Raw genomic sequence first — 25,572 nt, 5'->3', positions numbered from 1 at the left:
GTCCCGCCGCCGCCCCCGTCATGGGAAGCTCACACGCCCCTGCAGGGGGTGCGCGTGGCGTCGAGGTCGAGGTTCTTCTTCATCGAGTTGAAGTTGCGGGCGTTGGCCTTGGCGCAGAACTTCGACGTGGGCAGCTCGTACTCGACCTGGAAGACCGCCTTGCCGGCCTTGACGAAGCGGTCGTAGGGCGCGCACTCGCCGTACTGGAAGCACTGCTCGTTGATCGCGAAGTCGTAGTACGGCAGGAGCTGGGGGATCTGGTCGAGGTCGCCCTTGAGCGCGATGGACAGGCCGCGCCGGTGCGCCTCGTTGGCCAGCCAGGCGTTGTAGGCGAGCTGGTCGGCGGCCTTGAGCGGGAAGCCGCTGTCGTTGGTGTAGGCGTCGATGTTGTCCGGTTCTACGGCGTCGAAGCCGGCGGCCTTGCACATGTCGAGGCGGGACTTCATGATCTCGCCGAGCTTGCCCTTGTACTGGCGGATGTCCAGCCAGCGCTCGTCGGGCCAGCCGTCGAGCGGCTTGCCGACGATCGCCTTGGGGAACCGCTTGACGTCGGGGCGGTACTTCTCCGCCGATCCGGCGCTGATGTAGCAGACGACGCCCCGGCCGGGCTTGGCGGCCTTGAGCTGCTTGACGAGGGTCCCGTTCCTGGCGGCGAAACCGTCGATGTCGTACATCTGGACGTCGGCGAACGGGGGCTTGGGCGGCGCGGACAGCTGCCACTGCCAGCTGGTGCTGAGGGCGGGTTTCCAGCAGCCGTCGCAGGCCACGGGCGCGGGCAGCGGCTGGGGCGCGGTGGACGCCTGCGGCGTCAGGGTGCTCAGGGCCAGGGCGATCGCGGAGACCACGTGCATGGACACTCCTCGCGGAGAGGTTAAGGGCAGACCGAATGGCGCTTTCCGGTAGGGGACCATACACCCGGACGATCTTCGTTATCCGGATTTTTCATACCTTGACCCAATCGGCGCAGCCGCCGGTCTGGAAGACCTTGTCGGTGGGCTGGATCGTCACGGTGGCGGCGGCGGTGACCGTGTTGGCGTCGATGATGTCGGCCAGGCCGGCGGTGCCCTTGAGGCGGGCCCAGTAGCAGGCGCCCGAGCCCGCGGCGGGGCCGGTCGTGCGGTAGGTGCCCGGCTGGATGTCACGCCCGACGACCAGGGTCCGCTGGCCGGAAAGGCCGCCGGGCAGCGAGGCGAGCGGATTCCCCGAAGGAACGCCCGAGGGCTGAAGGCCCCCCGAGGGCTGGAGACCACCCGTGGGCTGAAGCCCTCCGGTGGGCTGGAGACCTCCGGTGGGTTGAAGACCGCCCGTGGGCTGAAGACCGCCGGTCGGCTGCGGCGCCCCGGTGGGCTGCGGCTGGCCGGTGGGCTGGGGCAGGCCGGTGGCCTGGGGTAACCCGGCCGTCGGGCCGGTCGGCGGAGGGGTCTCGTCCTGGAAGGGATCCTCCATCGTCACCGTCATCGTCGGCTCCCCCGCGGTGACCGGCTCCCCGTCCCCCAGCCCGGCGAAGTACCCGAAGAGGAACCCGATCGCCGCGGTCAGCCCCGAGACGAGCATGATCACCGACGGACTGCTCGTCGCCCGAGGCGGCTCGGGAGGCCGGTACGTCATCGGACAAGACTCCCACGTCTCACCCTTCTCCTCATACCACCCTTACTGCAAAGAGGTTGCAGGTGCGGGCTATGCTCAACGGCGACCCGCACCACCCCGGAGGTTCCCCATGAGGCTGGCCCGGCCCGTAGCCGCGCTGACCACGCTGTCCGTCGCCCTGCTCACCGCCTGCTCCGCCCCCTCGGGCCCGGCCCGGCCCGGCGAGCCCGGAAAGGCCGACGACACCTTCGTCATCGGCCTCAGCTCAGAGTTCGAGAACCTCAGCCCGGTCCTGGGCTACGCGGCCGACGGCGGCTCGCTGATCTTCGACGGCCTCATGTCCAGGGCGCCCGACCTTTCGCTGAAGCCGTCGCTGGCCGCCGAGGCGCCGGTCACCTCTGCGGACGGCAAGAAGGTCACCTTCAAGCTGCGCGACGGCGTCACCTTCCACGACGGCCGCCCGCTCACCAGCAAGGACGTCGTCTACACCTACACCACGGTCCTCGACCCCAAGACGAGCTCCCCGATCTCCGGCGACTACGCGGCCATCGACAAGGTCAGCGCCCCGGACGCCAGGACGGTCGAGTTCACGCTCACATACCCCTACGCCCCGCTCACCCAGCGCACCACCCTCGGCATCGTGCCCGACGGCGGCATCGACCCGGCCAAGCCCGTCGGCACCGGCCCGTACACCTTCATCCAGTGGACCCCGGGCGACAAGATCGCCCTGGCGGCCAACGAGAAGTACTGGGGCGGCGCCCCGGCCATCAAGAAGGTCGTGGTGGCCTTCGCGCCCGACGACAACGTGCGCTCCACACGCCTGGCGGCCGGGGAGTTCGACGCCACGGTGCTCCCGCCGAAGGCGGCCAGGCGCTTCGAGGGCCAGCAGGGCGTCACCGTGTACAAGCAGGACAGCGCCGACTACCGGGGCATCATGTTCCCGTCGAAGCCGAAGGTCACCGGCGACCTGGCGATCAGGAAGGCGTTCAGCCTGGCCATGGACCGCCAGGCGATGGTCGACACGATCCTGGCCGGCGCCGGCAAACCCGCCTTCGGCCCGATTTCTCCCGATATTTCGTGGCATAACAAGGCGATTACCGGGAATCCCGCCGCCGACCTCCCCCAGGCCCAGCAGGTCCTCGACGCGGCAGGCTGGAAGCAGGGCGCCGGCGGCATCCGCGAGAAGGACGGCGTCAAGGCGAGCTTCACGATCATGTACCCGGCCGGCGACTCCCTGCGCAAGGAACTCACCCTGGCCGCCGCCTCCGACGCCAAGAAGGCCGGCATCGAGGTCAAGGCCGCCGGCCTCGACTGGGACGCCATCGAGCCGCGCATGGCCCAGGACGCGCTCATGATGGGGTACGGCTCGCCGTACGACCTCGACTACATCAACTACGACCTGTTCCACTCCGCCCAGGCGGGCAAGGGCTTCTTCAACCCCGGCCACTACCGCAACCCGAAGGTGGACGCGGCGCTGGCGAAGGGCCGCGAGTCGGGCGACCCGGCCGTGCGCAAGCAGGCATACGACGAGTTCCAGCAGCTCATCCACGACGACGCCGTCTGGACCTACCTGGCCTTCCTCAAGCACGTCTACGTCGTGCGCGGCGCCTACCAGGGCGTCCAGCAGAGCGTGGACGCGCACGAGCACGCCACCGGCGGCCTGTTCCGCGACATCCACACCTGGAAACCCGCCTCCTGATGCTCCGTCTCGTGCTGTGGCGGCTGGCGTTCGCCGTGCCCGTCCTGGTCATGGTGACGATCGCGATGTTCGCCCTGGCCAGTGCCTCGCCGTTCGACCCGGTCCGCCAGTACCTCGGTGACCGGGCCATGACCACCGCCCCGGAGGTCGTCGCCCAGATCCGGGCCACTTGGGCGCTGGACCGCCCGATCATGGAGCAGTACGCCGCCTGGCTCGGCAATCTGCTGCAGGGCGACCTGGGCGAGTCGCGCTCCTTCCACCGGCCGGTGCTGGAGGTGGTGGCCGAGCGGCTGCCGTGGACGCTGCTGGCGACCGGGGCGGCGATCGTGCTCATGCTGGCCGGCAGCCTGGTCGTGGGCACCCTGGCCGCCTGGCGGCAGGGCTCCTGGCTGGACCGGGTCATCACCGGCGGCGCGTTCGCCAACGAGTCGGCACCGGTGTTCTGGCTGGCGCTGCTGGTCGTCTACGTCTTCTCGGTCCGGCTCGGCTGGCTGCCGGCCGGCGGCCTGACCGACGCCGCCTCGACCACGCTCGACCCGCTGGACGTGGCCAGGCACATGGTGCTGCCGGTGACGGTGCTGGCGGTCTCGCAGTCGTCGTGGCTGGTGCTGTACGTGCGCGAGTCGGTGATCGGCACGCTGCGCGAGGACTTCGTGGTCGGCGCCAGGGCCCGTGGCCTGAAGGAGCGGACGGTGCTGGTGCGGCACGCGCTGCGCTCGGCGCTGCTGCCGTTCCTGACCCTGCTGGGCGCCCGCATCCCCGAGCTGGTGACCGGCGCGATCCTCGTGGAGACCGTCTTCTCCTGGCCGGGCGTGGCCTCGACCTCGGTGCAGGCGGCGCTGGCGGTCGACTTCCCGCTGCTGGCCGTACTGACCCTGCTGGGCACGATGGCGGTGCTGGCCGGCAACCTCGTGGCCGACCTGGCCTACCGCCTGGCCGACCCGAGGGTGGTGACCGGATGAGCGCCCCCGCGGTGGCGCTGAGGGGCCGCCCCGGCGTGTGGGCGGCCGCGATCACGCTGGGCGTGCTGGCGCTGGCCGTCGTGGTGGTGCCGCCGATCGTCCAGCTCGACCAGCAGCTCGTGGACCTGCGCGCGGCCGGCCTGCCGCCGTCGCCCGCCCATCCGCTCGGCACCGACGAGATGGGCCGCGACGTGCTGCTGCGCAGCCTGTACGGCTTGCGCGTGTCGTTCCTGGTGGGCCTGGTGGCCGCGCTGGTGAGCATGGTCATCGGCGGGACGCTGGGGCTGGTGGCGGGCAGTCTCGGGGGTCTGCCCGACCGCCTGCTCATGCGGGTGGTGGACGGCTTCGCCTCGCTGCCGCACCTGCTGCTCGGCATCTTCATCGTGGCGATGTTCGCCCCGAGCCCGTACGCGGTGATCGTCTCGGTGGGCGTCACCCACTGGACGACCGCCGCCCGCATCGTCCGCTCCGAGGTGCTGTCGCTGCGCGAACGCCCGTTCGTCGAGGCGGCCATCTCGGCGGGCGCGAGCCGGGCCCGGATCGTCCGCCGCCACCTGCTCCCCCACCTGGCCCCGCATCTGCTGCTGGCGACCGTGCTGATGGTCCCGCACGCGATCTGGCACGAGACCGCGCTCAGCTTCCTGGGCCTCGGCCTGCCCCCGCACCTGGCCTCGCTGGGCAACATGATCAACGACGGGCAGCGCTCGCTGCTGTCGGGCGACTGGTGGTCCAGCTTCGCGCCCGGCCTGTTCATCCTCGTGCCGACGCTGGCGGTCTCGGTGCTCACCCAGCACTGGCGCGACCGGCTCAACCCGCGCACCCGATCGGAGCTGTCGCTGTGAAGCTCGACGTGTCCGGCCTGTCGGTCCGTTTCCGCGTCCCCGGCGCGGAGGTGCGGGCCGTCACGGAGGCCACCTTCCAGGTACGGCCCGGCCGCTGCCTGGCCCTGGTCGGCGAGTCGGGCTGCGGCAAGTCCGTACTGGCCCACGCGCTGCTGGGCCTGCTCCCCGGCAACGCGACGGTCACCGGCCGGGCGCTGCTGTCCCCCGGCCCGGGCTCCGGTGAGACGGAGGCCGTCGACCTGCTCGCCGTGCCGCCGGCCGTACTGGCGAGGCGGGTGCGTGGCCGCATGGTGGGACTGATCCCGCAGAGCCCGGCCACGCACCTCACCCCGGTGCGCACCGCGCGGGCGCAGCTTGCCGAGGCGGTGCGCGAGCTGGGTTCGTCCCGCACCGCCGGCGAGCTGGCCGAGCGCTTCGGCCTGCGCCCCGCCGACCTCGACCGCTATCCGCACGAGCTGTCCGGCGGCATGGCGCAGCGGGTGGCCAACGCGATCGCGCTGGCCGGCGATCCCGGGTTGCTGCTGGCCGACGAGCCGACGACCGGCCTGGACCGGCCGCTGGTCGAGCGGGCCATGGACGTGCTGCGCGAGCTGTGCGACGAGGGCCGCGCCGTGCTGCTGATCACCCACGACCTGCGGGCGGCCGAGCGCGTGGCCGACGACATCGCCGTCATGTACGCCGGCCGCCTGGTCGAGATCGGCCCCGCCGAGCAGGTCATGGAACGGCCCCGCCACCCCTACGCCGCCGGCCTGGTGGACGCCCAGCCCGACCGGGCGTTCGTCCCCGTGCCCGGGCTGCCGCCCGAGCTGACCGATCTGCCCGGCGGCTGCGCGTTCGCCCCCCGCTGCTCGCGGGTGGCCGACGCCTGCCGTACCGTCCCCGCGATGGAGGACGGCGTCGCCTGCTGGAGGGCCGGACATGTTGCGCGCGCGTGAGATCACCGTCAGGTACGGCCGGCGGACGGTCCTGGACCGGCTCTCGTTCGAGCTGCCGCCCGGCGGCGTGCTGGGGCTGGGCGGCCCGAGCGGCTGCGGCAAGTCGACGCTGGCCCGGGTGCTGGCGATGATGCTGCGCCCGGCGGCGGGCTCGCTGAGCGTGGACGGGATGGAGGTGCGCGGCTGGCGGCAGCGCGCGCCGCGCGAGCTGCGTACCCGGGTGGCGCTGCTCTACCAGCAGCCGCGGCTGGCGGTGGATCCGAAGCTGCGGCTGAGCGAGGTCATCGGCGAGCCGCTGGCGGCGGCGGGCCGCCCCGATCGGGAGCGGGTGGCCGCGCTGGCCGGCGAGGTGGGGCTGACCGACGACCTGCTGACGCGCCGCCCGCACGAGGTCTCCGACGGGCAGTTGCAGCGCGCCTGCCTGGCCAGGGCGCTGACGCTGGAGCCGGGCTATCTGATCTGCGATGAGATGACCACGATGCTGGACGCCTCGACGCAGGCGCACCTGGTCGCGGTGGTCAACGCCTACCGCGACAGGACGGGCGCCGGAGTGCTGGCGATCAGCCACGACCAGGTGCTGCTGGATCGCTGGGCCGACAGCCGGGCGGAGCTCAGCGGTGCAGGTAGTCCACCAGGGACGCCTTCTCCGTCTCCAGTTCCTCGATAGCGCTCTTGACCACGTCGCCGATGCTCACGATGCCGACCAGGCGGCCCTGGTCGACGACCGGCATGTGGCGGAATCGGTGGGTGGTCATGAGCCGGCGCAGCTCGTCGACGTTGGCGCCGGGCCCGACGGTGCGCACGTCGGCGGTCATGATGGAGGCGACGTCGGCGTCCAGGATGGCGGCGCCGTGGTCGTGCAGGCGGCGCACGACGTCGCGTTCGGAGACGATGCCGACGATCGTGACTCCGTCCGTGGAGACGACGACGGCGCCGATGTTGTGGTCGGCGAGCTTGGCCAGCAGTTCACGGACTGTGGCTCCGGGTGCCACGGTCGTGACGTCGCCGCCCTTGTTGCGCAGGATTGTCCCAATGAGCATCTGCACCACCTCGGCTCTCGATGGAAGAGTCATTCCCCCGTCAATGCCCGTACTAAGCACCGTAAGGCGTCATCCGTAGGCAAGTAGGCTAGCCTCCCCTACTCAAAAGTCACTCAAGGCAGAGTAATATGTGAAATACCATACTCGGACGCCAGTGCAGGGAAGCGATGAACGAGCAGCTGAACACCGGTAGCCACGACCTCCCCATCACCGATGAACTGGCCGCCTTCATGCGGACCGGCTGGGCCGACACCCGGCGCACCGACCTGAATCCGCTGCCCATCGCGCCCTGGGCGGCCAAGCGCCGTGCCGCCCTGGCCGCCCGCTTCCCGGGCGAGCGCCTGGTCGTGCCCGCCGGCGTCCTGCGCGTGCGCAGCAACGACAGCGACTACCGCTTCCGGCCGCACAGCGCCTACTCCTACCTCACCGGCGCCGGCGAGCCGGACGACGTGCTGGTCGTCGAGCCCGGCGGGCAGGCCAGGCTGTACCTGCGCCCGCGCTCCCCGCGTGAGGAGGGTTCCGAGGAGTTCTACCGCGACCGCCGCCACGGCGAGTTCTGGGTGGGCCGCCGCCCCGATCTGGCCGAGGCCGAGCAGCTCTACCAGCTCGAGTGCGCGCACATCCGCGACCTGGCCCTCGCCGGTCCCGCCCGCGTGCTGCGCGGCGTGGACCCTGCCGTGGACGCCGCGATCGAGCCGGGCGAGGGCGACACCGAGTTCGCCGGCTTCCTGTCGGAGATGCGGCTGATCAAGGACGAGTGGGAGCTCGGCGAGCTGCAGGGCGCCGTGGACGCCAGCGTGCGCGGCTTCGAGGACGTCGTGCGCGCGCTGCCCGAGGCACTGCGCCACCCGCGCGGCGAGCGCTACCTGGAGGGCGTCTTCGGCCTGCGCTCGCGCCTGGAGGGCAACGCCGTCGGCTACGACAGCATCGTCGCCTCCGGCGCGCACGCCTGCGTGCTGCACTGGATCCGCAACGACGGCCGCCTCGACCGCAACGAGCTGCTGCTGATGGACGCCGGCGTCGAGGCCGACTCCCTCTACACCGCCGACATCACCCGCACGCTGCCGCTGTCGGGCCGCTTCACCGAGGTGCAGCGGCAGGTGTACACGCTGGTGTACGAGGCGCAGAACGCCGGCATCGCCGCGCTGAAGCCCGGCGCCCGCTACCGCGACTTCCACCTGGCCTGCATGCGGGTCATCGCCACCGGGCTACGCGAGTGGGGCCTGCTCAAGGGCTCGGTCGACGAGCTCATGGACAAGGGCCTCTACCGGCGCTACACGCTGTGCAGCAGCGGCCACATGCTCGGCCTGGACGTGCACGACTGCGCCAAGGCGCGCGGCGAGGTCTACCTCGACGGCGTGCTGGAAGAAGGTCACGTGCTGACCGTCGAGCCCGGCCTGTACCTGCAGCCGGACGACCTGACGCTGCCGGAGGAGTTCCGCGGCATCGGCGTGCGCATCGAGGACGACCTGGTCGTCACCCGCGACGGCGCCCGCCTCATGTCGGCCGCCCTCCCCCGCCACCCCGACGAGCTCGAAGGCTGGATGGCCGCGCTTCTCTCCTAGAGTGGAGGCCATGACGCGCCGTACCGAACTGAGCGACTTCCTGCGTTCGCGGCGGGCCCGGCTGAGCCCGCCCGACGTCGGCATGCCCGAGGCCGGGCGGCGGCGCACGCCCGGCCTGCGCCGCGAGGAGGTCGCCGTCCTGGCCGGGGTGGGCGTCTCCTGGTACACGTGGCTGGAGCAGGGCCGCGACATCAAGGTCTCGGGCGAGGTGCTCGACGCCGTCGCCCGGGCGCTGCGGCTGGACCAGGCCGAGCGCGAGCACCTGTATCTGCTGGCCGGGCTCAACCCGCCCCGCCGGCCGCCGGCGCCGGCCGTACCCACGAGCCCCGAGCTGTGGCGCGTCCTGGAGGCGTGGGCGCCGCGCCCCGCCTACATCCGCGACCGGCACTGGAACCTCGTCGCCGTCAACGACCAGGCCCGGGCGGTCTTCGGCTACGACGAGACCGACCGCAACTGCCTCGTCGCCTACTTCATGAGCGCCCGCTACCGCCGCGCCGACGCCGCCTGGGCGCAGAACGCGCCCGTCGTCGTGGCCCGGTTCCGCGCCGAGGCCGCCCGCTATCCCGATGATCCCGAGTTCGGCCGCATCGCCGCCGGCCTGGCCGCCGCCAGCCCCGAGTTCGCCGGGTTGTGGGCGCGGCACGACGTCAGCGCCGGCACGCGGGCGGTCAAGACCGTGCTCCACCCCGAGCACGGCACGCTCACGTACGAGGCGCTCTCGCTGCCCCTGGACGAGCTGCCCGGCTACCACCTGGAGCTGTTCAACCCGCTGCCGGCGAGCCTGGTGGTGGCACACCCCGGATAAACGGGCACTGCCTGTTTCCCGGCCACCCCGGCAGCATCGTGGCCATGACGCGATTCACCGACACCATCGCCCTGATCACCGGCGGCTCCAGCGGCATGGGCCTGGCCGCCGCCGCCCGCCTGCGCGCCGAGGGCGCCGAGGTCGTCATCACCGGCCGTGACCAGGCCAGGCTGGAGGCCGCGGCCAAGGAGCTCGGCGTGCTGGCCGTACGCTCCGACGCCGCCGACCCGGCCGCGCTCGACACGCTCATGGAGACGGTCGCCGAGCGGTACGGCCGGCTGGACGTGGTGTTCGCCAACGCCGGCGTGGGCACCTTCAAGCCGACGGCCGAGGTCACCGAGGCCGACTTCGACCACACGGTCGGCGTGAACCTCAAGGCCGTCTTCTTCACCCTGCAGAAGGCCGTGCCGCTGATGAGCCGGGGCGGCGCCATCGTGATCAACGCCTCGTGGACCCTCAACCGCGGCCTGCCGATCGCCTCGGTCTACGCGGCCACGAAGGCCGCCGTGCACAACCTCGCCCGTACCTTCGCCGCCGACCTCGCCGCCCGCGGCATCCGGGTCAACTCGGTCAGCCCGGGCTACATCGACACCCCGATGTACCGGGACTTCTCCGACGGCGACCACGAGGCCGTCACCCGCCAGATCGCGCTCGGCAGGCTGGGCACCGCCGAGGACGTGGCCGGCGCCGTCGCCTTCCTCGCCTCCCCCGACGCCGCCTACATCACCGGTCAGGACATCGTCATCGACGGCGGCCTCGTGACGGTGACGCCGTGACGTGCCGCTAACGTGAGGCAGATGGACATCGCCCATCAGGTCCGCGGCAGCGGCCCGGCGCTGGTGCTGCTGGCCGGTCAGTCGAACTCCCACCTGTGGTGGGAGGGCGTGCGGGAGGACTTCGAGACCCGGCACACCACCGTCACGCTCGACTGGCCCGGCACCGGGGAGAGCGCCAAGCCGGACGTCCCCTATTCGACGCGGGGCTTCGCCGCCGACGTGGTGGGGGTGCTCGACACCCTCGGGATCGAGCGGGCCGCCGTCTACGGGACGTCCATGGGCGGCCGGGTGGCCCAGTGGGTGGCGGCCGACTACCCCGGCCGGGTGAGCGCGCTGGTGCTGGGGTGCACCTCGCCGGGCGGCGAGCACGCCGTGGAGCGCTCGTCGGAGGTGCGCAGGGCGCTGGCCGGGCCGGGGTCGGGGCGGTTTCTGCTGGAGCTCATGTACACCCCGGAATGGCTGGCCGCGCACGCCGGGCCGTACCACACGACCGGGGATCCGGCGATGCCCGCCTACGCGCGGCGGCGGCACCTGAGCGCCAGCGCCGAGCACGACGCGTGGGACGCCCTGCCCGGCATCACCGCGCCCACGCTGGTCGTGCACGGCGCCGACGACCTCTTCAACCCCGCGGCGAACGCGCCGCTGCTGACCGAGCGCATCCCGGGCGCGGTGATGCACCTGATCCGCGGGGCGCGGCACGCCTATTTCGAGGAGTTCAGGCAGGAGGCGTCCCCTCTGGTGCTCGACTTCCTGGATGACCGGTCCTGAACAACGGGTCGCGGGTGTCGAACGGCACGTCCTCGCGCGACTCCCGTACGGCCCGCATCGAGGAGGGCAGGTCGAACGGGAGCGTCCCTTCCGGCGCCCGGCGGCCCAGGACCGCGTCGAGCACCAGGTCGTCGGCGGCGCCGAAGTCGGCCAGCAGCCGGTCGGCGCAGGCGGCCAGCTCGGTCAGGATGGCCGGGCGGTCCAGGTAGACGCAGAACGCGGTGGGCACCTTGGCGGCCACCTCGCGCAGCCGGGCCAGCTCGGCCTCGGGGAAGTCCAGCGAGCCGGCGTGGAAGTGGCTCTCCAGCAGGCCCTCGCGCTGCTCGTAGGGGGCGCGCAGCCGGATCACGGCCAGGTCGGCGTCCTCCGGCCGCGCCACGACCGTGCCGTGGCCGTCGGCGACCTCGACGTTCTCGGTGTACAGGCGGGCGGCGGGGGCGGGCGTGCCGGTCAGCAGCACGAGCGAGCGGCGCTGGGCCTCGCGGCCGATCGCCCGGTGGCCCGGGCCGCCGACGAGCCGTTCGGCGGCGGCCGGGTCCACGTAGGGGTCCTCGAAGAGGCCGAGCCGGAACTTGTCGCGCAGGATCCGGGCCACGGAGGCGTCCAGGCGCGACTCGGGCACCCGGCCGGCGCGCACCGCGGCCGTGATCAGGTCGGGCCGGGTCTCGCCGCCGAGCTGGTCCACCCCGGCCTCCAGCATCATGACCAGCGCGTCCTCGACCGGCAGGTGCTCCACGCCCCAGTTGCGCGGGGGCAGCGAGACCAGGCCGGGGATCTCGAAGCCGGTCAGCGCGTTGAAGTCGGTGCACACGACGCCGTCGAAGCCGAAGCGCTCGCGGGCCAGGCCGGTGATGACGTCGTGGTTGAAGTTCGCGCCGACCTCGGCCAGCCCGCTGCCGGTGGGGATGGCGTAGCAGGGCATGAGCTGCGCCACCCCGGCGTCGAAGGCGGCGGCGAAGGGGCGCAGGTGGTATTCGAGGTTGCCGCCGGGGAATGCCTGGTGCTTGCCGTACGCGAAGTGCGGGTCCTCGCCGCCGGCCTGGGGCCCGTTGCCGGGGAAGTGCTTGACCATGCAGTCCACGCCGGCGCCCTGCATGCCGCGGACGTAGGCGGCGATCATCTGGCCGGCCCGTTCCGCGTCCTCGCCGAAGGTGCCGCTGATGCGTGCCCAGCGCGGTTCGGTGGCCAGGTCGGCCATGGGGTGGATGGCCAGCCGGATACCGGTCGCGCGCAGTTCGCGCCCGGCCATGGCGGCGAAGCGCTCGACCAGGCCCGGGTCGCCGGTGGCGGCCAGGCCGATCGGCTCGGGGCCGGCGGTGAAGCCGCCGCCGGCGTGGGCGGTGGCCGGGTTGTCCGCGAAGCCGTGGCGGGGGTCGGAGGCGAGCGTGACCGGGATGCCGAGCCTGGTCGTGGCCGCCTCGTCCTGGAGGGTGTTGTTCCAGCGGGCCATGTCGCCCGGCGAGGGCACGTGCATCATCGCGAAGGCGGTGATGTGCCGCTCGCCGATCAGTTCCCGGCCGGAGCCGTGGAACATGCGGCCGTGGCACATCTGCCCGGCTTTCTCCTCCAGCGTCATGCGGCCGAGGAGGTCGGTGACGCGGTCCTGAACGGGCAGGTCGGGGTTCTTGTAGCGAGTCATGTCCTGATCAAGGGGGTCAGGGCGGTGGCGGCGAGAGCCGCGACGGCGCCGGTGAGAAACAGCAGGAAGTAGTTCTTGCCCGTCGCGGGCGCCACCGGGTCGCTGCCCAGCGTGAGCAGCAGCGGCGCCAGCGCCGGGGCGATCGACTGCGGCAGGGCCTTGGCGATGTTGAAGACGCCCAGGTAGCGGGCCGAGTCCGCGCTGCCGGGCATGACCCGGATGACCAGCGCGAGGTCCACGGCGTAGAAGACGCCGAGCCCGATGCCGGCCAGCCCGGTGGCGAGGTAGATCGGCCACAGGCTCACGGCGGTCATCTTGACCAGCATCGAGCCGGCCATGAGCAGCCCGGCCACGACGACGAAGGCCCGGTACGCCTGGGTGCGCGAGGCCAGCTTGCCCGACACCCCGGCGGCCAGCACGTTCAGCAGCAGCGACACCAGGCCGGTGGCCGAGACCACGGCGGCGGCCTGGGCGGTGGTCAGCTCCAGCCGGGTCATGAGGTAGAACAGGCCGAACGTGGCGATCAGCGCGTTGGCGAACTGCAGCAGGAATCGCTGCACCCACACCACGGTGAAGCTGGGCGAGAGCCGGGGGTCGAAGACCAGGCTGGACAGCAGGCTGCGCAGGCCGACCGGCGCGGCCTCGGTCACCGGGGCGTCGTCGCGCAGCAGCCGCCAGGCCAGCAGCCCGCCCAGCACCCCGGCCAGCGCCGGGATCAGGAAGAGGGCGGCGAGGTTGCCCGGCAGCACGCCCACGAGCACGAGTCCCGGGGTGACCCCGGCGAATCCGGCCGCGCCGAACAGCCCGGACACGGTCGCCTGCTGCTCCGGCGGCACCCGGTCGGCGATCACCGCCGACAGCGCGGCCAGCGCGGCGTTGTAGGCGGCCTGGGCCAGCAGCCAGCCGAGCATGAGCTGGAGGCCGCCGGTCGCGGTGGCCATGATCACGGCGGCGGGGACGCCTCCGGCCAGGCCCGCCAGGATCCACGGGCGGCGCCGGCCGAAGCGGCTGCGCGTGCGGTCCGACAGGTGGCCGAAGAGCGGGTTGAGCAGGAAGGCGGCCAGCGCGCCCACGGCGGTGACCAGGCCGAGCAGGCTCTCCTTGCCCGCGGGGTCGATCTCGCCGGCCTTGAGGCCGAGGGTGGCGATGAGCGGGGTGGCCAGGGCGAAGGTGAGCAGGAGTTCGGTGCCGATGAGGGCGGCGACGGTACGGCGGGGCGCCCGTACCGGAGGGTTCACGAGGGACACATCTAGATGTCTAGATGTTCAAGGTGGCCCGGGTCAATACTGGCGATGGCAAGCTGGTGAACATGCGCTCCTCCATCCCGGTCTACCTCCGGCTGGCCCGCACCCTCCAAGAACGCATCGACTCCGGAGCCCTGCCCGCGGGCTCCCGGCTGCCCAGCGAGCCGGAGCTGTCGGCCGAGTTCGGCGTCAACCGGCTGACCATCCGCCAGGCCATCGCCGAGCTCGACCGGGCCGGCTCCGTCGAGATCCGGCGCGGCATCGGCACGTTCGTCCGCGCCCCCGTGACCCGGGTCTCCATCGACGTCGATCCCCTCAGCCAGCGCATCGACCTCGGCAGCATGCACTCCCGGGAGATGAACGGCAGCGAGAAGGTCCTCGCCGCCGGCCCCGCCGGGAGCGCCCCCGACGACCGGGAGGCCGCGGCGCACCTGCCGGGCGCGCTGTCCCGCGTCGACACCCTCATCACGATCGAGGCCGAGCCCTGGGCCATCAGCACCTACTGGATGCCCGCCGCCCTGCTGCCGGCGGACCTGCCGCCGGAGACGAACATGGTCCGCTCCCTGGGCCTGGACCTGCGATACGACTGGCGGGCCTTCAGCGCCACCGGGGCCGACATCGGCGACGCCGAGCACCTGGACGTGAACATCGGCACCCCGCTGCTGGTCCGCGAGGGGGTCAGCTGCGCCCCCGACGGGCAGCCGGTCCTCTATGTACGGCGGCGCATCAAGGGCGACCGGATCAGGTTCGTCCTCAACTACCGGCGTTAGAGCTTGAAGACGAGCTCGGCGGCGATCACGACGTCGACCACGCCGCACCACTCGGCGAAGCTGCGGGCCACGACCTTGTCCCGCTTGAGGTGCACGAAGTCCCAGACCCCGTGCAGGAACCAGCCCGCGGCCACCACGTACCTGCCGACGTCCGGGTCGAGGATGAGCCCGGCCAGGGCCAGCGCGCCGAAGCCGAGCATGCCGAGCGCCTGCAGCCGCAGTTCGCCCGAGGCGCGCAGGTGCCCGTCCACGGCGCCCCAGATCAGGACGACCAGGGCGAGACCGGAGTACACCACCGCGGGCTCGATCACGTCCAGGAACCGCAGGACGAACACGAGCACGATCCCGGCCAGCAGCCCGGGCCAGGTGGCCTCGCGGCGCTTCAGCTTGGCGACCACGAGGTAGAGCAGCGGCAGGATCAGGAGGGTCCCGGCGAACGAGGTGACCATCTCGCCGGACTCTCCCCCGCCGAAGGTCAGGGCCGTGGCGCCCAATGCCAGGGCGGTCGGCCAGCGGTTGCGCAGCCAGATCAGCGTTTTCATGCTTCAACGCTCGCGCCGGGCGCGCGCAAAGGGCAGAGGCGGAACGCACGATCCGCCCATGCACCCCGCCCGGCTCCGCCGCGCCCCCCGGTGACCGCCTAGGCCCGGAGCCCGGCCAGAAGCCGCTCCAGCCCCCACCGGAACTGCTCGGTGGAGATGTAGGCGGCGATCTCCCCGGCGGCGGCGTGCGTGCGCGGGAACCGCCCGGGGTCGACCGCGAACGCCGCCCGCCGGGCCGCCACTCGCTCCGCCTCCGGCGGCACCCGTCCCTCCCCCACCTCGGCCGCCTCCAGCGCGATCGCGCCCAGCACGTACACCATCACCGCATAGGCGGCCCGGGCGTCGGGCAGCGCGGCGAGCAGGCTCTCCCCCACCCGCAACGCGACCGGCCCCTGGAAGGCGGCCCCGAGGATGGCCGGGACCGCGGCCGGATGCCGCATCAGCACCTCGCGCAGGTCGAGGGAGAACGCGACGATCCGCGCGTCGGCCTCCAGGTCCTGGTCCTCCAGCAGCCGGAGGTCGGCCTCGCCCAGCAGCCGGTCGGCGAGCGCGGAGACGATCGCCGCCCGGTCGGGGAAGTAGGTGTACAGCGCGCCCGGCGTGAGCCCGACCCGGGCGGCCAGCGCCCGCATGGTGAGCCCGCCCGCGTCGATCAGTTCCAGCGCGGCGTCCAGTACGGCCTGCGGTTCCAAAGACCGCTGCGGTCCCCTCTTCACAAGACAACTCTAAACGGTGTTTAATACTAAACATCGTTCAGAGTTAGGAGCTCGCCATGAGATGGACCCTGATCTTCGCCGTCCTCGCCGCCAACCTCGCCTTCATCGGCCTCGGCATCACCTTCGGCTACCCCGGCATCCTCACCGAGCCGCCCGCCGAGATCCTCGCCGCCTTCGCCGCCACCCAGGCCACCACCACCGCCTGGTTCCTCCTGCTGGCCGCGGGCGCCGCCGCGCTCATCCCGGCCGCCGTCCTGCTGGCCCGCCGCCTGCCGGCCGGCTCCGCCGCCACCCTGTCGGCCCACGTCGGGGTCCTGGCCGGCGCCGTCCAAGTGGTCGGCCTGATGCGCTGGCCGTACGCGGTCCCGAAGCTGGCCGGGGCGCCCGACGCGGCCACGCTCTTCACCACCCTGCACTCCTACCTGGGCGTCGGCATCGGCGAGACCCTCGGCTACCTGCTCACCGCCGCCTGGACCGCCCTCGTGCTCAGCGCCCTGCCCCGCGCGCCCCGCTGGTTCACCCTGCTCGGCGCCGCCTCCGCCGTGGCCATCGCCTCCGGCGTGCTGGGGCCGCTCGGGGTGCCGGGCGTGGACCTGGCCAACTTCATCGGATACCTGGCCTGGAGCGCGTGGACGATCTGCCTCGCCGTACTGGCCGGGCGGCTGCCCGCTCGGGCAGATCACATTTCGTAGTGGGCTGACAACACCGGAGCCGGGTCTCATAGCTTTTGCGCAAATTAGCGGGAAAGCATCGACCTACTGGACAACCCGTCAGTAGGGTGACTGCTCCGGAGTCGCCCCGGTTCACGAGGTGGTCATGGCGGTAACCAGTTACGTCGGCCGGAAGGCCGGGTCAGCCCTCGGCCAGGTCGGTGAGCTCTTCGTCATCGTCCTGGAGGGGTTACGCCGTAGCTGGGACGTCAAGAGCTGGTGGTGGGAGTTCGTCGAGCAGTGCTGGTTCCTCGCCCGCGTCACCAGCGTCCCGGTGCTCCTGGTCTCCCTTCCCCTCGGCGCCACCGTCGCGCTCCAGGTGGGCGAGCTGGCCTGGCAGCTCGGCGCCGCCTCGGCCACCGGCAGCGCGGTGTTCGTCGGCCTGATCCGGGAGGTCGCGCCCCTGGCCAGCGCCCTGCTCATCGCCGGGGCCGGAGGCAGCGCGATGACCTCCGACATCGGCGCCCGGCACATCCGCGACGAGCTCAGCGCCATGGAGGTCATGTCCGTCAACCCCGTCCACCGCCTCGTCACCCCCCGGATGTGGGCCGCCAGCACCGTCGCCGTCTGCCTGTGCCCGCTCGTCATCCTCGCCGGCGCCTCCGGCGGCTACTTCTTCAACGTCGTCGTCCAGGGCGTCACCCCCGGCGCCTACTTCGACGGCGCGCTCAGCCTCGTGGTCGCCTCCGACCTCTACGTCACCCTGTTCAAGGCGTGGATCTTCGGCTTCATCGCCGCCGCGGTCGCCTGCTACAAGGGGATGACCTGCGCCACCAGCCCCGTCGGGGTCGGGCGGGCGGTCAACCAGTCCACCGTGCTCACGTTCATGCTGGTCTTCGCGTTCAACTACGTGATCTCCGCCGTCTACTTCCTCGCCTACCCGCCCAAGGCCCTGTGATGGCCACCCGTACGGCGGGCCTCAGGTTCGCCCTGAAGGGCCGCGAGGCCGGGGAGAGGTTCGCCAGCCTGGCCGACTGGCCGCTGTTCGTCTGGCGGGTCGTGTTCTACTCCGTCCGCGACATCGTCCTGCGCCTGCGCTACACCAACGTGGTCCTGCGCCAGGTCAGCGACGTGGTCATCGGCGTCGGCGCGACCGTCATCGGCGGCGGCATGATCTTCGTGGTGTTCACCATGGCCTTCGTGGTCGGGGCCACCGTCGGCCTCCAGGGCTACCAGGGCCTGCAGGCGATCGGGGCCGAGTCGTTCATGGGGCTGGTGGGCAGCTTCGCCAACGTCCGCGAGATCACCCCGATCATCGCCGCCACCGCCCTGGCCGCCCAGGTGGGCTCGGCCTTCACCGCCGAGCTGGGCGCGATGCGGATCTCCGAGGAGATCGACGCGCTGGAGGTCATGGGCATCAACGCCTTCACCTACCTGATCTGCACCCGCGTCGTGGCCGCCCTGCTCGCGCTGGTGCCGATCTACCTCATCGCGTTGTTCGCCAGCTTCTTCGCCACCCGGCTGATGAGCACCGTGCTGTTCGGCCTGGCCCCCGGGGTCTACGACTACTACTTCTACCTGTATCTGCCGGTCACCGACATCGTCTACAGCGTCGCCAAGGTGGGGGTGTTCGCGTTCACGGTCATCGTCATCCACTGCTACCACGGTTACCACGCCACCGGCGGGCCGGTGGGCGTGGGCGTGGCGGCGGGGCGGGCGATCCGCCAGTCCATCGTCACGATCGTCCTGCTCAACCTGCTGCTGTCGTACCTGTTCTGGGGTGGCGGCGGCAGCGTGAAGCTGACGGGGTGAGGCATGGGACGCACCGAGCTCTCCCTCCCGGTCAGGATGGCAATCGCCGCCCTGGTGGTCGTGGTGCTCGCAGGCTCGACGTTCCTCGTCGTGCGCAACGCGGCCCAGGTCGGCGGGACGCGGATCGAGGCGGTGTTCGGGCGCGCGGGGCAGGGCATGGACACCAACTCGCCGGTCAAGATCCGCGGCATCACCGTCGGCGACGTCACCGGAGTCTCCCTCGACGCCAAGGGCCGGGCCGTGGTCACCATGCACATCCAGCCGGGGGTGCGGGTGCCGCGCACGGCGACGGCCTCGATCGAGCCCACCTCGGTCTTCGGGCCGAAGTACGTCAACCTCGAGCTCGGCTCCGGCGAGGGCAGCGGCCCCTACCTGGCCGCCGGCGCGGTCATCACCAGGACCGAGGACCCCCTGGACCTGTCCGACACCCTGGGCGACGCCTACAGGGGCCTGGACGCCGTCGATCCACGCGAGGTCACCGTCATCGTGCACACGCTGGCCAAGGGCCTGGACGGCCAGGGCGAGGACCTGCGCGAGCTGATCGGCGACGCGGGCACGGTCGTCGGCGTGGCCCACCGGCGGCGCGAGGAGGCCCGGCGGTTCCTTCGCGACTCAGCCGCCCTGACCGGCGCGCTGGCCGGCAAGGGCGACGAGATCACCGCGATCGCGCGGGACGTCAACGTCGTCACCCCGGATCTGCTGGAGCGGGCCGGCAAGGTGCGCGCGCTGCTCAAGGAGATCACCGAGATCTCCGCGCTGAGCGCCCACGGCCTGCGCAAGCACCGGCACAACCTGCGGGCCGGAGTGCACTCGGGCGAGCGGCTGGCCGCGCTCATCGCCGCCCAGCTCGGCCTGGCCGGCGACGGCGTACGCGGGCTGCGCACGCTCGTGGACCTGCTCAACGAGCTGATCGAGGCCCCGGGCCCGGACGGCACCCGGCAGATCCAGGTGGAGGCGTTCGTCTCGACCGACATCTGCGAGCTGATCGTCGGCGCCTGCGGCCCGACGGACGGGAGGCGCTGACCGTGGCAGCCGCCCCCGCGAAGGCGCGAACCTCGCGCCAGCTCGTGCGCCGCCGCTGGACGCTGGCGAAGTTCACGCTCTTCCTCGGCGTGGCGCTCGGCCTCATCGCCCTGATCACCGTCCAGATCGCCCGGGTCGGCACCGGGGGCGGCTATCGGCTGACCGCCGCCTTCGACGACGTCTCCGGCCTCGTGGAGGGCGACCAGGTCAAGATCGCGGGCGCGCCCGTCGGGCAGGTCGAGGCGATCGGGGTGGTGAACGGCAGAGCCGAGGTCACCATGACCGTCCAGGAGGGCCTGCGGGTGCCCTCCGACACCGAGGCGGCCATCCGCTGGCGCAACGCGGTCGGCCAGCGCGTGGTCTACCTGCTGCCCGGCACCGCCAAGGACCCCCTGGCCCCCGGCGCCCGCATCACCCGCACCGCCTCCGTGGTGGACATCGGCGAGCTGGTCAGCGACCTCGGCCCCCTGACCAGGAGCCTGGACCCGGAGCAGATCAACCAGCTGCTCACCGCCGCCGCCACGTCGCTCAAGGGCAACCACGAGAACATCCCGCGCCTGCTGGACAACGTCAACACGATCACCACCACGCTCACCGAGCGCAAGGAGACGATCCGGCGGCTGCTCAAGGACTACGCGACGGTCAGCGGGACCGTGGCCAGACGCGACGAGCAGATCTCCCGGCTCGTGGACAACCTGGTGGTGCTCACGGAGGCGTTCGCGGACAACCGCACGCTCATCGACGACTCGATCGTGGAGCTGAGCGCCACCCTGCACACCTCCAACGAGGTGCTCGGCAAGAACGCCGAGGAGCTCGGCGCCCTGGTGGACAACCTCTCCCGGCTGACCGGCGGCGTGCGGCGCAACGTGGGCGCCATCGAGAAGGTGATCACCACCTTCCGCCCGCCGTTCGAACGCGCCTACTCCAGCGTCAACCGCGGCCACTACTTCATCTCGGCGGTGCCCTGCGTGGCGCTGGGCCCGTCGCCCTGCCCGTACCCGATGACCGCGCCGCCGCCGCTGCGCGGCAGCAAGAAGATCGCCAGTGCCAAGGACCTGCGCAAGCTCATGGTGGGTGAGTGAGCCATGGCCCTGAAGTCCTTCCGCGACCGCAACAAGATCGTCGTCGGCCTGGTCTCCATGCTCGTGCTCGGCTCGATCCTGGTCGCCACGTTCCTCGTGGGCAGCCTGGGCCTGCTGGAGGGCGGCTACACGATGTCGGGCGTCTTCGCCGACTCCGGCGGCCTGCGCGGCGGCCAGGACGTGCGCGTGGCGGGCGTGCGCGTCGGCGAGGTGACCTCCGTCCGGGCCGACTACGCGCAGGGCAACGTCGTGGTCACCTGGCGCGTGAACTCCGAGGTACGGCTGGGCCGCGCCACCCGGGCCGAGGTCGCCCTGTCCAACCTGCTGGGCGGCCGCTACCTCAAGCTGTCGGGCCCGGTCGCCGCCCCCTTCATGGACCAGCTCCCCGAGGCGCGGCGCCGCATCCCGGTGACGCGCACCGGCGTCCCCACGCTGATCAACGACGCGATCAAGGACGCCACCCGGCTGGTCGAGAACCTCGACACCGACGCCGTGGACGACCTGCTGACCGAGCTCGGCAAGATCGACACCAGCCGGCGCGGCCGGATCACCCGCCTGCTGAAGAACATCGGCGACCTGTCGGACACCATCAGCCGGAGCGAGCCGGAGCTGCAGAAGCTGCTCGACAACGGCAACAAGATCATGGATCTGCTGGAGAAGAAGGACAAGCAGCTCGCCCGGCTCATCGACGCCATCGAGGCCGTGCTCAACGAGCTGCGCGCGCGCAGGAACGAGTTGCGCACGCTGCTGGGCGACGGCAGCGACCTGGTCGCCGGCACCACCAAGCTGATCAACGAGCACGAGAAGGCGCTGGTCCAGGTGCTGGACGACAACAGTGCGATCACCACGCGGCTCAACGCGAGCAACCAGGAGTTCAACAAGCTCGTGGCCTGGGTGGGGCCGACGTTCTCCGGCCTGGCCACGATGGGCGGCCAGGGCCCGTGGATCGAGGCCATCGCGACCGGGCTCGGGCCGATCAACCCGGAGGTGCTGGGGGCCATCGCCAAGGACAGGAGGAACGACCGATGAGGGCGCTGAGGCTGCTCGTGGCGGCGCTCCTGCCGGCCGGCACCGCCGGGTGCGGGGTGCTGGGCGGGGCGGCGCCGTACACCGTCGTCGCGATCTTCTCCAGCGCGCCGTCGTTGTACGAGCAGGCGCGGGTCAAGGTGATGGGGCTGGACGCCGGATACGTGGAGCGCATCGCGATCGAGGGCGACAAGGTCCGGGTGACGATGTCGGTGGACGCGCAGGTGCCGCTGCCCGCCGAGGTGAAGGCGGTGGTCGCGCCGCAGAACACGCTGGGCGAGCGGAACGTGGTGCTGTATCCGCCGTGGAGGCCGGGTGACCGGCGGGCCGCGCCGGGGACGGTGATCCCGCTGGGCCGTACCGATCTTCCGGTGGAGATCGACGACGCGCTGGACGCGTTCACGAAGCTGACCGACGCCCTGGACAACGAGAAGCTCGGCGACGTGGCCGGCGACCTGGCCGACGGCCTGCGCGGGCGGGGCAAGACGATCAACAACGCGCTCGCCGACACCGCCGAGCTGACCGGCACGCTGGCCAAGCAGGACCGGCAGCTCATCGACCTGGCCAAGGGGCTCAACCGGCTGGCCACCAGCCTGAACCGGCGCCAGGGCCAGGTGACGCGGGCGATCGACTCCTTCTCCGAGGCCAGTGCGATCCTGGCCGAGGAGCGCCGGCGGCTGCGGGCCTTCATCACGGGCATGGCCGGCTTCGTGCGGCGCGGCGACGTCATCATCGAGGAGTACGCGGAACGCCTGCCCAGGGCGGCCGGGACGCTGGCCGAGCTGGTGCTGACCGTGCGGGCCAACAGCGAGTCGCTGGCCGCGGCCATCAAGGGCTCGGCAGACTTCGCCGACGTGCTGATCGAGGCGTGGGACAGGAAGAACCACCTGCTGAAGATCCGCGTGGTGCTCAACGCGATGACCAGGGCGTGGCTGCAGCCGCTGTTCGACGCGCTGAACCTGGGCAAGGTGCCGTGCCTGCCGGGTGAGCTGAGCAACTGCCCGTTCCAGAAGAAGGGCGGCGGCCGGTGAGAGCACGCGCCCTGACCTCCCTGCTCGCGCTGGCGATCACGACCTCGTGCTCGCTGCAGACGCTGGGCGCGGCCCGCGGGGACATGACGATCGGCGCGACCTTCGACGACGTCCAGAGCCTGGTCGCCGGGCACAGCGTGCAGGTGGCCGACGTCAAGGTGGGCACGGTCACCGGCATCCGGCTGGAGGGCTACCGGGCCCGGGTCACCATGGAGATCGACAGCGCCCACCGGGTGCCGGTCGGGACCACCGCGACCGTGGCCAAGACCTCGGTGCTGGGCGAGAACTACGTGGCGCTGACGCCGCCGCCCGGCAAGGACCTGTCCACCGGCCCCTACCTGCCCGCGGGCGCGACGATCACCGACACCTCGGTCGAGCCGGACATCGAGCAGGTCACGGAGAAGGCCGGTCCGCTCGTCGAGGCCCTGGGCGCGCAGGACGTCAACGCCATCCTGGACGCCGCCTCGACCGCCTTCGCCGGCAAGGGCGGCGACGTCAACGCGCTCATCCGGCGCACCGCCGAGGTCACCGACGCCTACGCCGCCGCCCGCGCCGAGCTGGGGGCGACCATCGACTACCTGGCCCGCCTCGGCGGCGACCTGGCCAAGGGCGAGAAGGAGCTCGACCGGCTCCCCGGCACGCTGGCCGCCGCGACCGCGCGCCTGGCCCACGGCCGCAGGCACGTGAAGACGGCCCTCGTCGCGCTGACGGACCTGGCCAAGGCGGCCAACGCCACCGTCTACCCGCGCCACGCGGCCAGGCTGCGCACGATCATGCGCGAGCTGGACGCGATCACCGGCGCGATGGTGCGCGGCAAGGAGGACCTCAAGCGCCTGGTGGCCAGGCTCCAGTACTTCATCGACACCCCGCCGATCACCGTCAACGGCCAGGTGCTCATCTACGTGTGGCTGAAGGGCCTGCTGGTCGGCGACAGCCGGGGCGTGATCCCGAACGACGTCAAGGTCGAGCCGCCGCCGCTGCCCAACCAGCTGAAGGACTTCCAGCTGCTGTGGGAGCCGCCGCGATGAAGAACCTGCGCGTCTACCTCAACCTCGGCTTCTTCGCCCTGCTGGGCGTGGTGATGGCGGTCTGGGCGTTCACCACGATCATCAGGCTCGACGCGATCGAGCGGCCCTATCGGGTCTCGGCCGAGTTCGAGTCCTCCCCCGGGCTGATCCGCGGCTTCGACGTGGCGTATCTGGGGGTGCGGGTCGGCAAGATCGGCGAGGTACGGCTGGCCCCCGGCAAGATCGTCGTCGGCCTGGACATCGACCGGGAGATCCGCCTGCCCAGGGCGGTGTCGGCGGAGGTGCGCCGCAAGTCCGCGATCGGCGAGCCGTACGTGGAGCTGAGCCCGCCGGAGGAGCCGGTCGGCGGGAACCTCGCGCCGGGCGAGACGATCCCGCTGACCAGGACGACGGTGCCGCTGAACTACAAGCGGTTGTTCGAGGGCGTGGGCAAGCTGCTGAACGCGGTGCCGCCCAAGGACGCCAGGACGATCACGCACGAGCTGGCCGTGGCGCTCGAGGGCCGCGCCCCGGCGATCAGGAGCATCGTCGGCGACGCCCACGACCTGACCGGCACGCTGGCCGACAACGCGGCGGTCCTCGACGATCTGGCGGTGCAGCTCACCCGGCTCACCCACACGCTGGCCGGCCGGCGGGACAAGCTGGCCTCGGGCATCGGGAACACCGAGCTGGTGACCGCCTCGCTCGTGGCCTCGCGGCGTGAGCTGAACGCCTTCCTCGACCAGGGGCCGGGGGTCTTCGCCCAGCTCGACGCGCTCGTCAAGCGGGCCAGGCCGGGGTTCTCCTGCATGCTGACCGCGGCCGGGATGCCGCACAAGCCGGTCTTCTCCCCGGAGTCGGAGCGCAACGTCAACCACCTGCTGAGCATCGTGCCGACGGCGCTCAGCCTGGCCGGCGACATCAGCGACCACCGCGACGGCACGGTCTACGGGCGCACCATGTTCGTCTTCAGCGTGCCCGGCGGGCCGAAGGTGGCCGAGGAGTACGCCGAGCCGCTGGGCCCGCCGCCCATCCCCGCCCCGCGCGCCTGCCCGAAACGGCCGCTGCCCGCCGAAGAGCCGCCGCCGGACGATCGCGACGCCCCCGTGGCCCAGCCCGAGCAGGCGAAGGAGACGACGCAAGCCCAGCCCGTGACCGAGAAGACCGAGAAGACCGGGAAGCCGACAGACAACCCGGAACCCCAGACCCCGGCGCCCGGCAGGTCGGCGGCCGCCGCCACGGACACCCCGCCGGACAACGCGCCCCTGCTCGTCGCGATTTTCCTCGCCGTCGTCGCCTGCGGTGGCATCGTGGGCTGGATCGCCGTGGGCCGGGCCGCCCGCCGGCGCGAAACGGAGCTTTCATGACCACGCAGCAGGACGCTGAGCCTGAAGCAGAGGTTGAGACCGAGGCTGAGGCGAAGGTCGATCCTGAGCCGGAAACACCCGAGCCGCACGAAGATCCTCAACCGTCCCGCACCCGGGTGAAGCTCATGGGCGCCCTGGCCGCGATGCTCGTGGCCGCCCTCGCCGCCACCGCCGTGCTCCAGTGGCTGGCCGCCGGCCGCGCCCAGGAGGCCCAGGCCAGGCTGGAGGCCGACCGCGCCCTGCGGCTGGAGGTCTCCCAGGCGGCGCACGCCTTCGGCCAGTCCCTGCTCGGTTACGACTACCAGAACCTCCAGGCCACCAGGACCAAGCTCATGGCCATGGCCACCGGCGACTTCCTCAACACCTACGACGACGCCTTCGGCGGCGTGATGGAGCAGGTCATCATCAAGCTGCAGGCCGTCTCGGTCGCCACCGTGCGCGGCGTCTACCTGGCCGATGCCGACGAGTCCTCCGCATCTGCCATTGTGGTGGTGGACCAGCAGGTGACGACCGCCAAGGCGATCAGGAGCGTCAAGGACTCGCACCTGAAGATCTCTCTGGTGCGGGAGAAGGGCACATGGAAGGTACGCGAGGTCACGGTGCTCGGCGCGGCTCAGGAGAACCAGTACAACAAGGACGGCACACCCCTGGCGGACCCCAGCCCCAAGCCGTCGGAGAAGTAGC

Annotated in this window: 27 protein-coding genes; 20 read left to right on the top strand and 7 right to left on the bottom strand. The window is 71.9% G+C overall.

The window, feature by feature from the left end:
* Positions 1-29 precede the first annotated feature (29 nt).
* Both FVE25_RS03295 and FVE25_RS03290 read right to left on the bottom strand, forming a co-directional pair.
* On the bottom strand, positions 30-851 hold the full coding sequence (locus FVE25_RS03295) for an endo alpha-1,4 polygalactosaminidase (RefSeq protein ID WP_157244857.1): 822 nt from the start codon (positions 849-851) through the stop codon (positions 30-32).
* A gap of 91 nt (positions 852-942) precedes the next feature.
* Positions 943-1,608, bottom strand: coding sequence for an Rv1352/Rv1906c domain-containing protein (locus FVE25_RS03290; protein ID WP_157244856.1), 666 nt, complete (start codon positions 1,606-1,608; stop codon positions 943-945).
* A gap of 109 nt (positions 1,609-1,717) precedes the next feature.
* Between FVE25_RS03290 and FVE25_RS03285 the strand changes: the two genes are divergently transcribed.
* From FVE25_RS03285 to FVE25_RS03265, 5 genes are read left to right on the top strand one after another with little or no spacing between them, the layout of a single operon-like run.
* Positions 1,718-3,286: an ABC transporter substrate-binding protein gene (locus FVE25_RS03285; protein ID WP_157244855.1), complete on the top strand. Its 1,569-nt coding sequence runs from the start codon at positions 1,718-1,720 to the stop codon at positions 3,284-3,286.
* Positions 3,286-4,248, top strand: a complete 963-nt coding sequence (locus FVE25_RS03280) for an ABC transporter permease (RefSeq protein WP_157244854.1) — start codon at positions 3,286-3,288, stop codon at positions 4,246-4,248. The genes FVE25_RS03285 and FVE25_RS03280 overlap by 1 nt, the downstream gene beginning before the upstream one ends.
* Complete coding sequence (locus FVE25_RS03275) at positions 4,245-5,090, top strand: ABC transporter permease (protein ID WP_157244853.1); 846 nt, start codon at positions 4,245-4,247, stop codon at positions 5,088-5,090. The genes FVE25_RS03280 and FVE25_RS03275 overlap by 4 nt, the downstream gene beginning before the upstream one ends.
* Complete coding sequence (locus tag FVE25_RS03270; RefSeq protein WP_246266571.1) at positions 5,087-6,025, top strand: ABC transporter ATP-binding protein; 939 nt, start codon at positions 5,087-5,089, stop codon at positions 6,023-6,025. Before FVE25_RS03275 ends, FVE25_RS03270 begins: the two co-directional genes overlap by 4 nt.
* A complete protein-coding gene (locus FVE25_RS03265) occupies positions 6,009-6,692 on the top strand; it encodes an ABC transporter ATP-binding protein (protein ID WP_157244852.1) in 684 nt (227 codons plus the stop codon). The genes FVE25_RS03270 and FVE25_RS03265 overlap by 17 nt, the downstream gene beginning before the upstream one ends.
* On the opposite strand, the gene FVE25_RS03260 is transcribed toward FVE25_RS03265, so the two are convergent.
* Positions 6,637-7,065, bottom strand: coding sequence for a CBS domain-containing protein (locus FVE25_RS03260; protein ID WP_157244851.1), 429 nt, complete (start codon positions 7,063-7,065; stop codon positions 6,637-6,639). The two genes, FVE25_RS03265 and FVE25_RS03260, sit on opposite strands and share 56 nt — an antisense overlap.
* Positions 7,066-7,232: 167 nt before the next feature.
* Between FVE25_RS03260 and FVE25_RS03255 the strand changes: the two genes are divergently transcribed.
* Genes FVE25_RS03255 through FVE25_RS03240 form a run of 4 tightly spaced genes read left to right on the top strand, consistent with a single transcriptional unit; the run spans position 7,233 to position 10,979 of the window.
* On the top strand, positions 7,233-8,630 hold the full coding sequence (locus FVE25_RS03255) for an aminopeptidase P family protein (protein ID WP_157244850.1): 1,398 nt from the start codon (positions 7,233-7,235) through the stop codon (positions 8,628-8,630).
* 10 nt (positions 8,631-8,640) lie between these two features.
* Positions 8,641-9,435 carry a helix-turn-helix transcriptional regulator gene (locus tag FVE25_RS03250; RefSeq protein ID WP_157244849.1) on the top strand — a complete coding sequence of 265 codons (795 nt, stop codon included), beginning with the start codon at positions 8,641-8,643 and terminating at the stop codon, positions 9,433-9,435.
* 44 nt (positions 9,436-9,479) lie between these two features.
* Entirely contained in the window at positions 9,480-10,211 is a 732-nt protein-coding gene (locus FVE25_RS03245) for a glucose 1-dehydrogenase (protein ID WP_157244848.1), read from the top strand.
* Between the two features lie 21 nt (positions 10,212-10,232).
* Positions 10,233-10,979: an alpha/beta fold hydrolase gene (locus tag FVE25_RS03240; RefSeq protein WP_157244847.1), complete on the top strand. Its 747-nt coding sequence runs from the start codon at positions 10,233-10,235 to the stop codon at positions 10,977-10,979.
* Here the strand turns inward: FVE25_RS03240 and FVE25_RS03235 are convergent.
* Together FVE25_RS03235 and FVE25_RS03230 are read right to left on the bottom strand one after the other, a co-directional pair.
* The gene (locus FVE25_RS03235; RefSeq protein WP_157244846.1) at positions 10,927-12,618 is read right to left on the bottom strand and encodes a glycoside hydrolase family 3 protein; all 1,692 of its coding nucleotides are present in this window, start codon (positions 12,616-12,618) and stop codon (positions 10,927-10,929) included. The two genes, FVE25_RS03240 and FVE25_RS03235, sit on opposite strands and share 53 nt — an antisense overlap.
* Positions 12,615-13,865, bottom strand: coding sequence for an MFS transporter (locus FVE25_RS03230; protein WP_157244845.1), 1,251 nt, complete (start codon positions 13,863-13,865; stop codon positions 12,615-12,617). Before FVE25_RS03230 ends, FVE25_RS03235 begins: the two co-directional genes overlap by 4 nt.
* A 62-nt stretch (positions 13,866-13,927) precedes the next feature.
* Between FVE25_RS03230 and FVE25_RS03225 the strand changes: the two genes are divergently transcribed.
* Positions 13,928-14,632, top strand: a complete 705-nt coding sequence (locus FVE25_RS03225) for a GntR family transcriptional regulator (protein ID WP_181019428.1) — start codon at positions 13,928-13,930, stop codon at positions 14,630-14,632.
* Here the strand turns inward: FVE25_RS03225 and FVE25_RS03220 are convergent.
* Both FVE25_RS03220 and FVE25_RS03215 read right to left on the bottom strand, forming a co-directional pair.
* Entirely contained in the window at positions 14,629-15,174 is a 546-nt protein-coding gene (locus FVE25_RS03220) for a hypothetical protein (RefSeq protein ID WP_157244843.1), read from the bottom strand. The genes FVE25_RS03225 and FVE25_RS03220 overlap by 4 nt on opposite strands.
* Positions 15,175-15,272: 98 nt before the next feature.
* Entirely contained in the window at positions 15,273-15,890 is a 618-nt protein-coding gene (locus FVE25_RS03215; RefSeq protein ID WP_219825276.1) for a TetR/AcrR family transcriptional regulator, read from the bottom strand.
* Positions 15,891-15,946: 56 nt separating this feature from the next.
* On the opposite strand from FVE25_RS03215, the gene FVE25_RS03210 reads away from it, so the two are divergent.
* The 10 genes from FVE25_RS03210 to FVE25_RS03165 all read left to right on the top strand — a co-directional run bounded on the left by FVE25_RS03210 (position 15,947) and on the right by FVE25_RS03165 (position 25,571).
* On the top strand, positions 15,947-16,582 hold the full coding sequence (locus FVE25_RS03210) for a DUF4386 family protein (RefSeq protein ID WP_157244842.1): 636 nt from the start codon (positions 15,947-15,949) through the stop codon (positions 16,580-16,582).
* 124 nt (positions 16,583-16,706) lie between these two features.
* The gene (locus tag FVE25_RS03205) at positions 16,707-17,498 is read left to right on the top strand and encodes an MlaE family ABC transporter permease (protein WP_157244841.1); all 792 of its coding nucleotides are present in this window, start codon (positions 16,707-16,709) and stop codon (positions 17,496-17,498) included.
* The gene (locus tag FVE25_RS03200; protein WP_157244840.1) at positions 17,498-18,352 is read left to right on the top strand and encodes an ABC transporter permease; all 855 of its coding nucleotides are present in this window, start codon (positions 17,498-17,500) and stop codon (positions 18,350-18,352) included. The genes FVE25_RS03205 and FVE25_RS03200 overlap by 1 nt, the downstream gene beginning before the upstream one ends.
* Before the next feature lie 3 nt (positions 18,353-18,355).
* Complete coding sequence (locus tag FVE25_RS03195) at positions 18,356-19,375, top strand: MlaD family protein (RefSeq protein WP_157244839.1); 1,020 nt, start codon at positions 18,356-18,358, stop codon at positions 19,373-19,375.
* A gap of 2 nt (positions 19,376-19,377) precedes the next feature.
* Positions 19,378-20,457 carry an MCE family protein gene (locus tag FVE25_RS03190; protein ID WP_157244838.1) on the top strand — a complete coding sequence of 360 codons (1,080 nt, stop codon included), beginning with the start codon at positions 19,378-19,380 and terminating at the stop codon, positions 20,455-20,457.
* A 3-nt stretch (positions 20,458-20,460) separates the two neighbouring features.
* On the top strand, positions 20,461-21,486 hold the full coding sequence (locus tag FVE25_RS03185; RefSeq protein ID WP_157244837.1) for an MlaD family protein: 1,026 nt from the start codon (positions 20,461-20,463) through the stop codon (positions 21,484-21,486).
* Positions 21,483-22,514 (top strand): MCE family protein, encoded by a 1,032-nt coding sequence (locus tag FVE25_RS03180; RefSeq protein ID WP_157244836.1) that lies wholly within the window; start codon positions 21,483-21,485, stop codon positions 22,512-22,514. Before FVE25_RS03185 ends, FVE25_RS03180 begins: the two co-directional genes overlap by 4 nt.
* Positions 22,511-23,542: an MCE family protein gene (locus FVE25_RS03175; RefSeq protein WP_157244835.1), complete on the top strand. Its 1,032-nt coding sequence runs from the start codon at positions 22,511-22,513 to the stop codon at positions 23,540-23,542. The genes FVE25_RS03180 and FVE25_RS03175 overlap by 4 nt, the downstream gene beginning before the upstream one ends.
* Positions 23,539-24,888, top strand: coding sequence for an MlaD family protein (locus tag FVE25_RS03170; RefSeq protein ID WP_157244834.1), 1,350 nt, complete (start codon positions 23,539-23,541; stop codon positions 24,886-24,888). The genes FVE25_RS03175 and FVE25_RS03170 overlap by 4 nt, the downstream gene beginning before the upstream one ends.
* Positions 24,885-25,571: a hypothetical protein gene (locus FVE25_RS03165; RefSeq protein WP_157244833.1), complete on the top strand. Its 687-nt coding sequence runs from the start codon at positions 24,885-24,887 to the stop codon at positions 25,569-25,571. The genes FVE25_RS03170 and FVE25_RS03165 overlap by 4 nt, the downstream gene beginning before the upstream one ends.
* Position 25,572: the final 1 nt, after the last annotated feature.

Source organism: Nonomuraea typhae (genome assembly GCF_009760925.1).
Classification (GTDB): domain Bacteria; phylum Actinomycetota; class Actinomycetes; order Streptosporangiales; family Streptosporangiaceae; genus Nonomuraea; species Nonomuraea typhae.
The sequence above is the reverse complement of the archived record's forward strand: the minus strand, read 5'-3'. Positions and strand labels throughout refer to the sequence as shown.

Coding starts and splice junctions, on each gene's coding strand:
- FVE25_RS03210 (WP_157244842.1), top strand. CDS start 15,947: ATGAGATGGACCCTGATCTTCGCCGTCCTCGCCGCCAACCTCGCCTTC.
- FVE25_RS03180 (WP_157244836.1), top strand. CDS start 21,483: ATGAGGGCGCTGAGGCTGCTCGTGGCGGCGCTCCTGCCGGCCGGCACC.
- FVE25_RS03255 (WP_157244850.1), top strand. CDS start 7,233: ATGAACGAGCAGCTGAACACCGGTAGCCACGACCTCCCCATCACCGAT.
- FVE25_RS03260 (WP_157244851.1), bottom strand. CDS start 7,065: ATGCTCATTGGGACAATCCTGCGCAACAAGGGCGGCGACGTCACGACC.
- FVE25_RS03245 (WP_157244848.1), top strand. CDS start 9,480: ATGACGCGATTCACCGACACCATCGCCCTGATCACCGGCGGCTCCAGC.
- FVE25_RS03225 (WP_181019428.1), top strand. CDS start 13,928: ATGCGCTCCTCCATCCCGGTCTACCTCCGGCTGGCCCGCACCCTCCAA.
- FVE25_RS03265 (WP_157244852.1), top strand. CDS start 6,009: ATGTTGCGCGCGCGTGAGATCACCGTCAGGTACGGCCGGCGGACGGTC.
- FVE25_RS03250 (WP_157244849.1), top strand. CDS start 8,641: ATGACGCGCCGTACCGAACTGAGCGACTTCCTGCGTTCGCGGCGGGCC.
- FVE25_RS03240 (WP_157244847.1), top strand. CDS start 10,233: ATGGACATCGCCCATCAGGTCCGCGGCAGCGGCCCGGCGCTGGTGCTG.
- FVE25_RS03290 (WP_157244856.1), bottom strand. CDS start 1,608: ATGACGTACCGGCCTCCCGAGCCGCCTCGGGCGACGAGCAGTCCGTCG.
- FVE25_RS03280 (WP_157244854.1), top strand. CDS start 3,286: ATGCTCCGTCTCGTGCTGTGGCGGCTGGCGTTCGCCGTGCCCGTCCTG.
- FVE25_RS03205 (WP_157244841.1), top strand. CDS start 16,707: ATGGCGGTAACCAGTTACGTCGGCCGGAAGGCCGGGTCAGCCCTCGGC.
- FVE25_RS03185 (WP_157244837.1), top strand. CDS start 20,461: ATGGCCCTGAAGTCCTTCCGCGACCGCAACAAGATCGTCGTCGGCCTG.
- FVE25_RS03285 (WP_157244855.1), top strand. CDS start 1,718: ATGAGGCTGGCCCGGCCCGTAGCCGCGCTGACCACGCTGTCCGTCGCC.
- FVE25_RS03165 (WP_157244833.1), top strand. CDS start 24,885: ATGACCACGCAGCAGGACGCTGAGCCTGAAGCAGAGGTTGAGACCGAG.
- FVE25_RS03170 (WP_157244834.1), top strand. CDS start 23,539: ATGAAGAACCTGCGCGTCTACCTCAACCTCGGCTTCTTCGCCCTGCTG.
- FVE25_RS03275 (WP_157244853.1), top strand. CDS start 4,245: ATGAGCGCCCCCGCGGTGGCGCTGAGGGGCCGCCCCGGCGTGTGGGCG.
- FVE25_RS03295 (WP_157244857.1), bottom strand. CDS start 851: ATGCACGTGGTCTCCGCGATCGCCCTGGCCCTGAGCACCCTGACGCCG.
- FVE25_RS03200 (WP_157244840.1), top strand. CDS start 17,498: ATGGCCACCCGTACGGCGGGCCTCAGGTTCGCCCTGAAGGGCCGCGAG.
- FVE25_RS03220 (WP_157244843.1), bottom strand. CDS start 15,174: ATGAAAACGCTGATCTGGCTGCGCAACCGCTGGCCGACCGCCCTGGCA.
- FVE25_RS03235 (WP_157244846.1), bottom strand. CDS start 12,618: ATGACTCGCTACAAGAACCCCGACCTGCCCGTTCAGGACCGCGTCACC.
- FVE25_RS03195 (WP_157244839.1), top strand. CDS start 18,356: ATGGGACGCACCGAGCTCTCCCTCCCGGTCAGGATGGCAATCGCCGCC.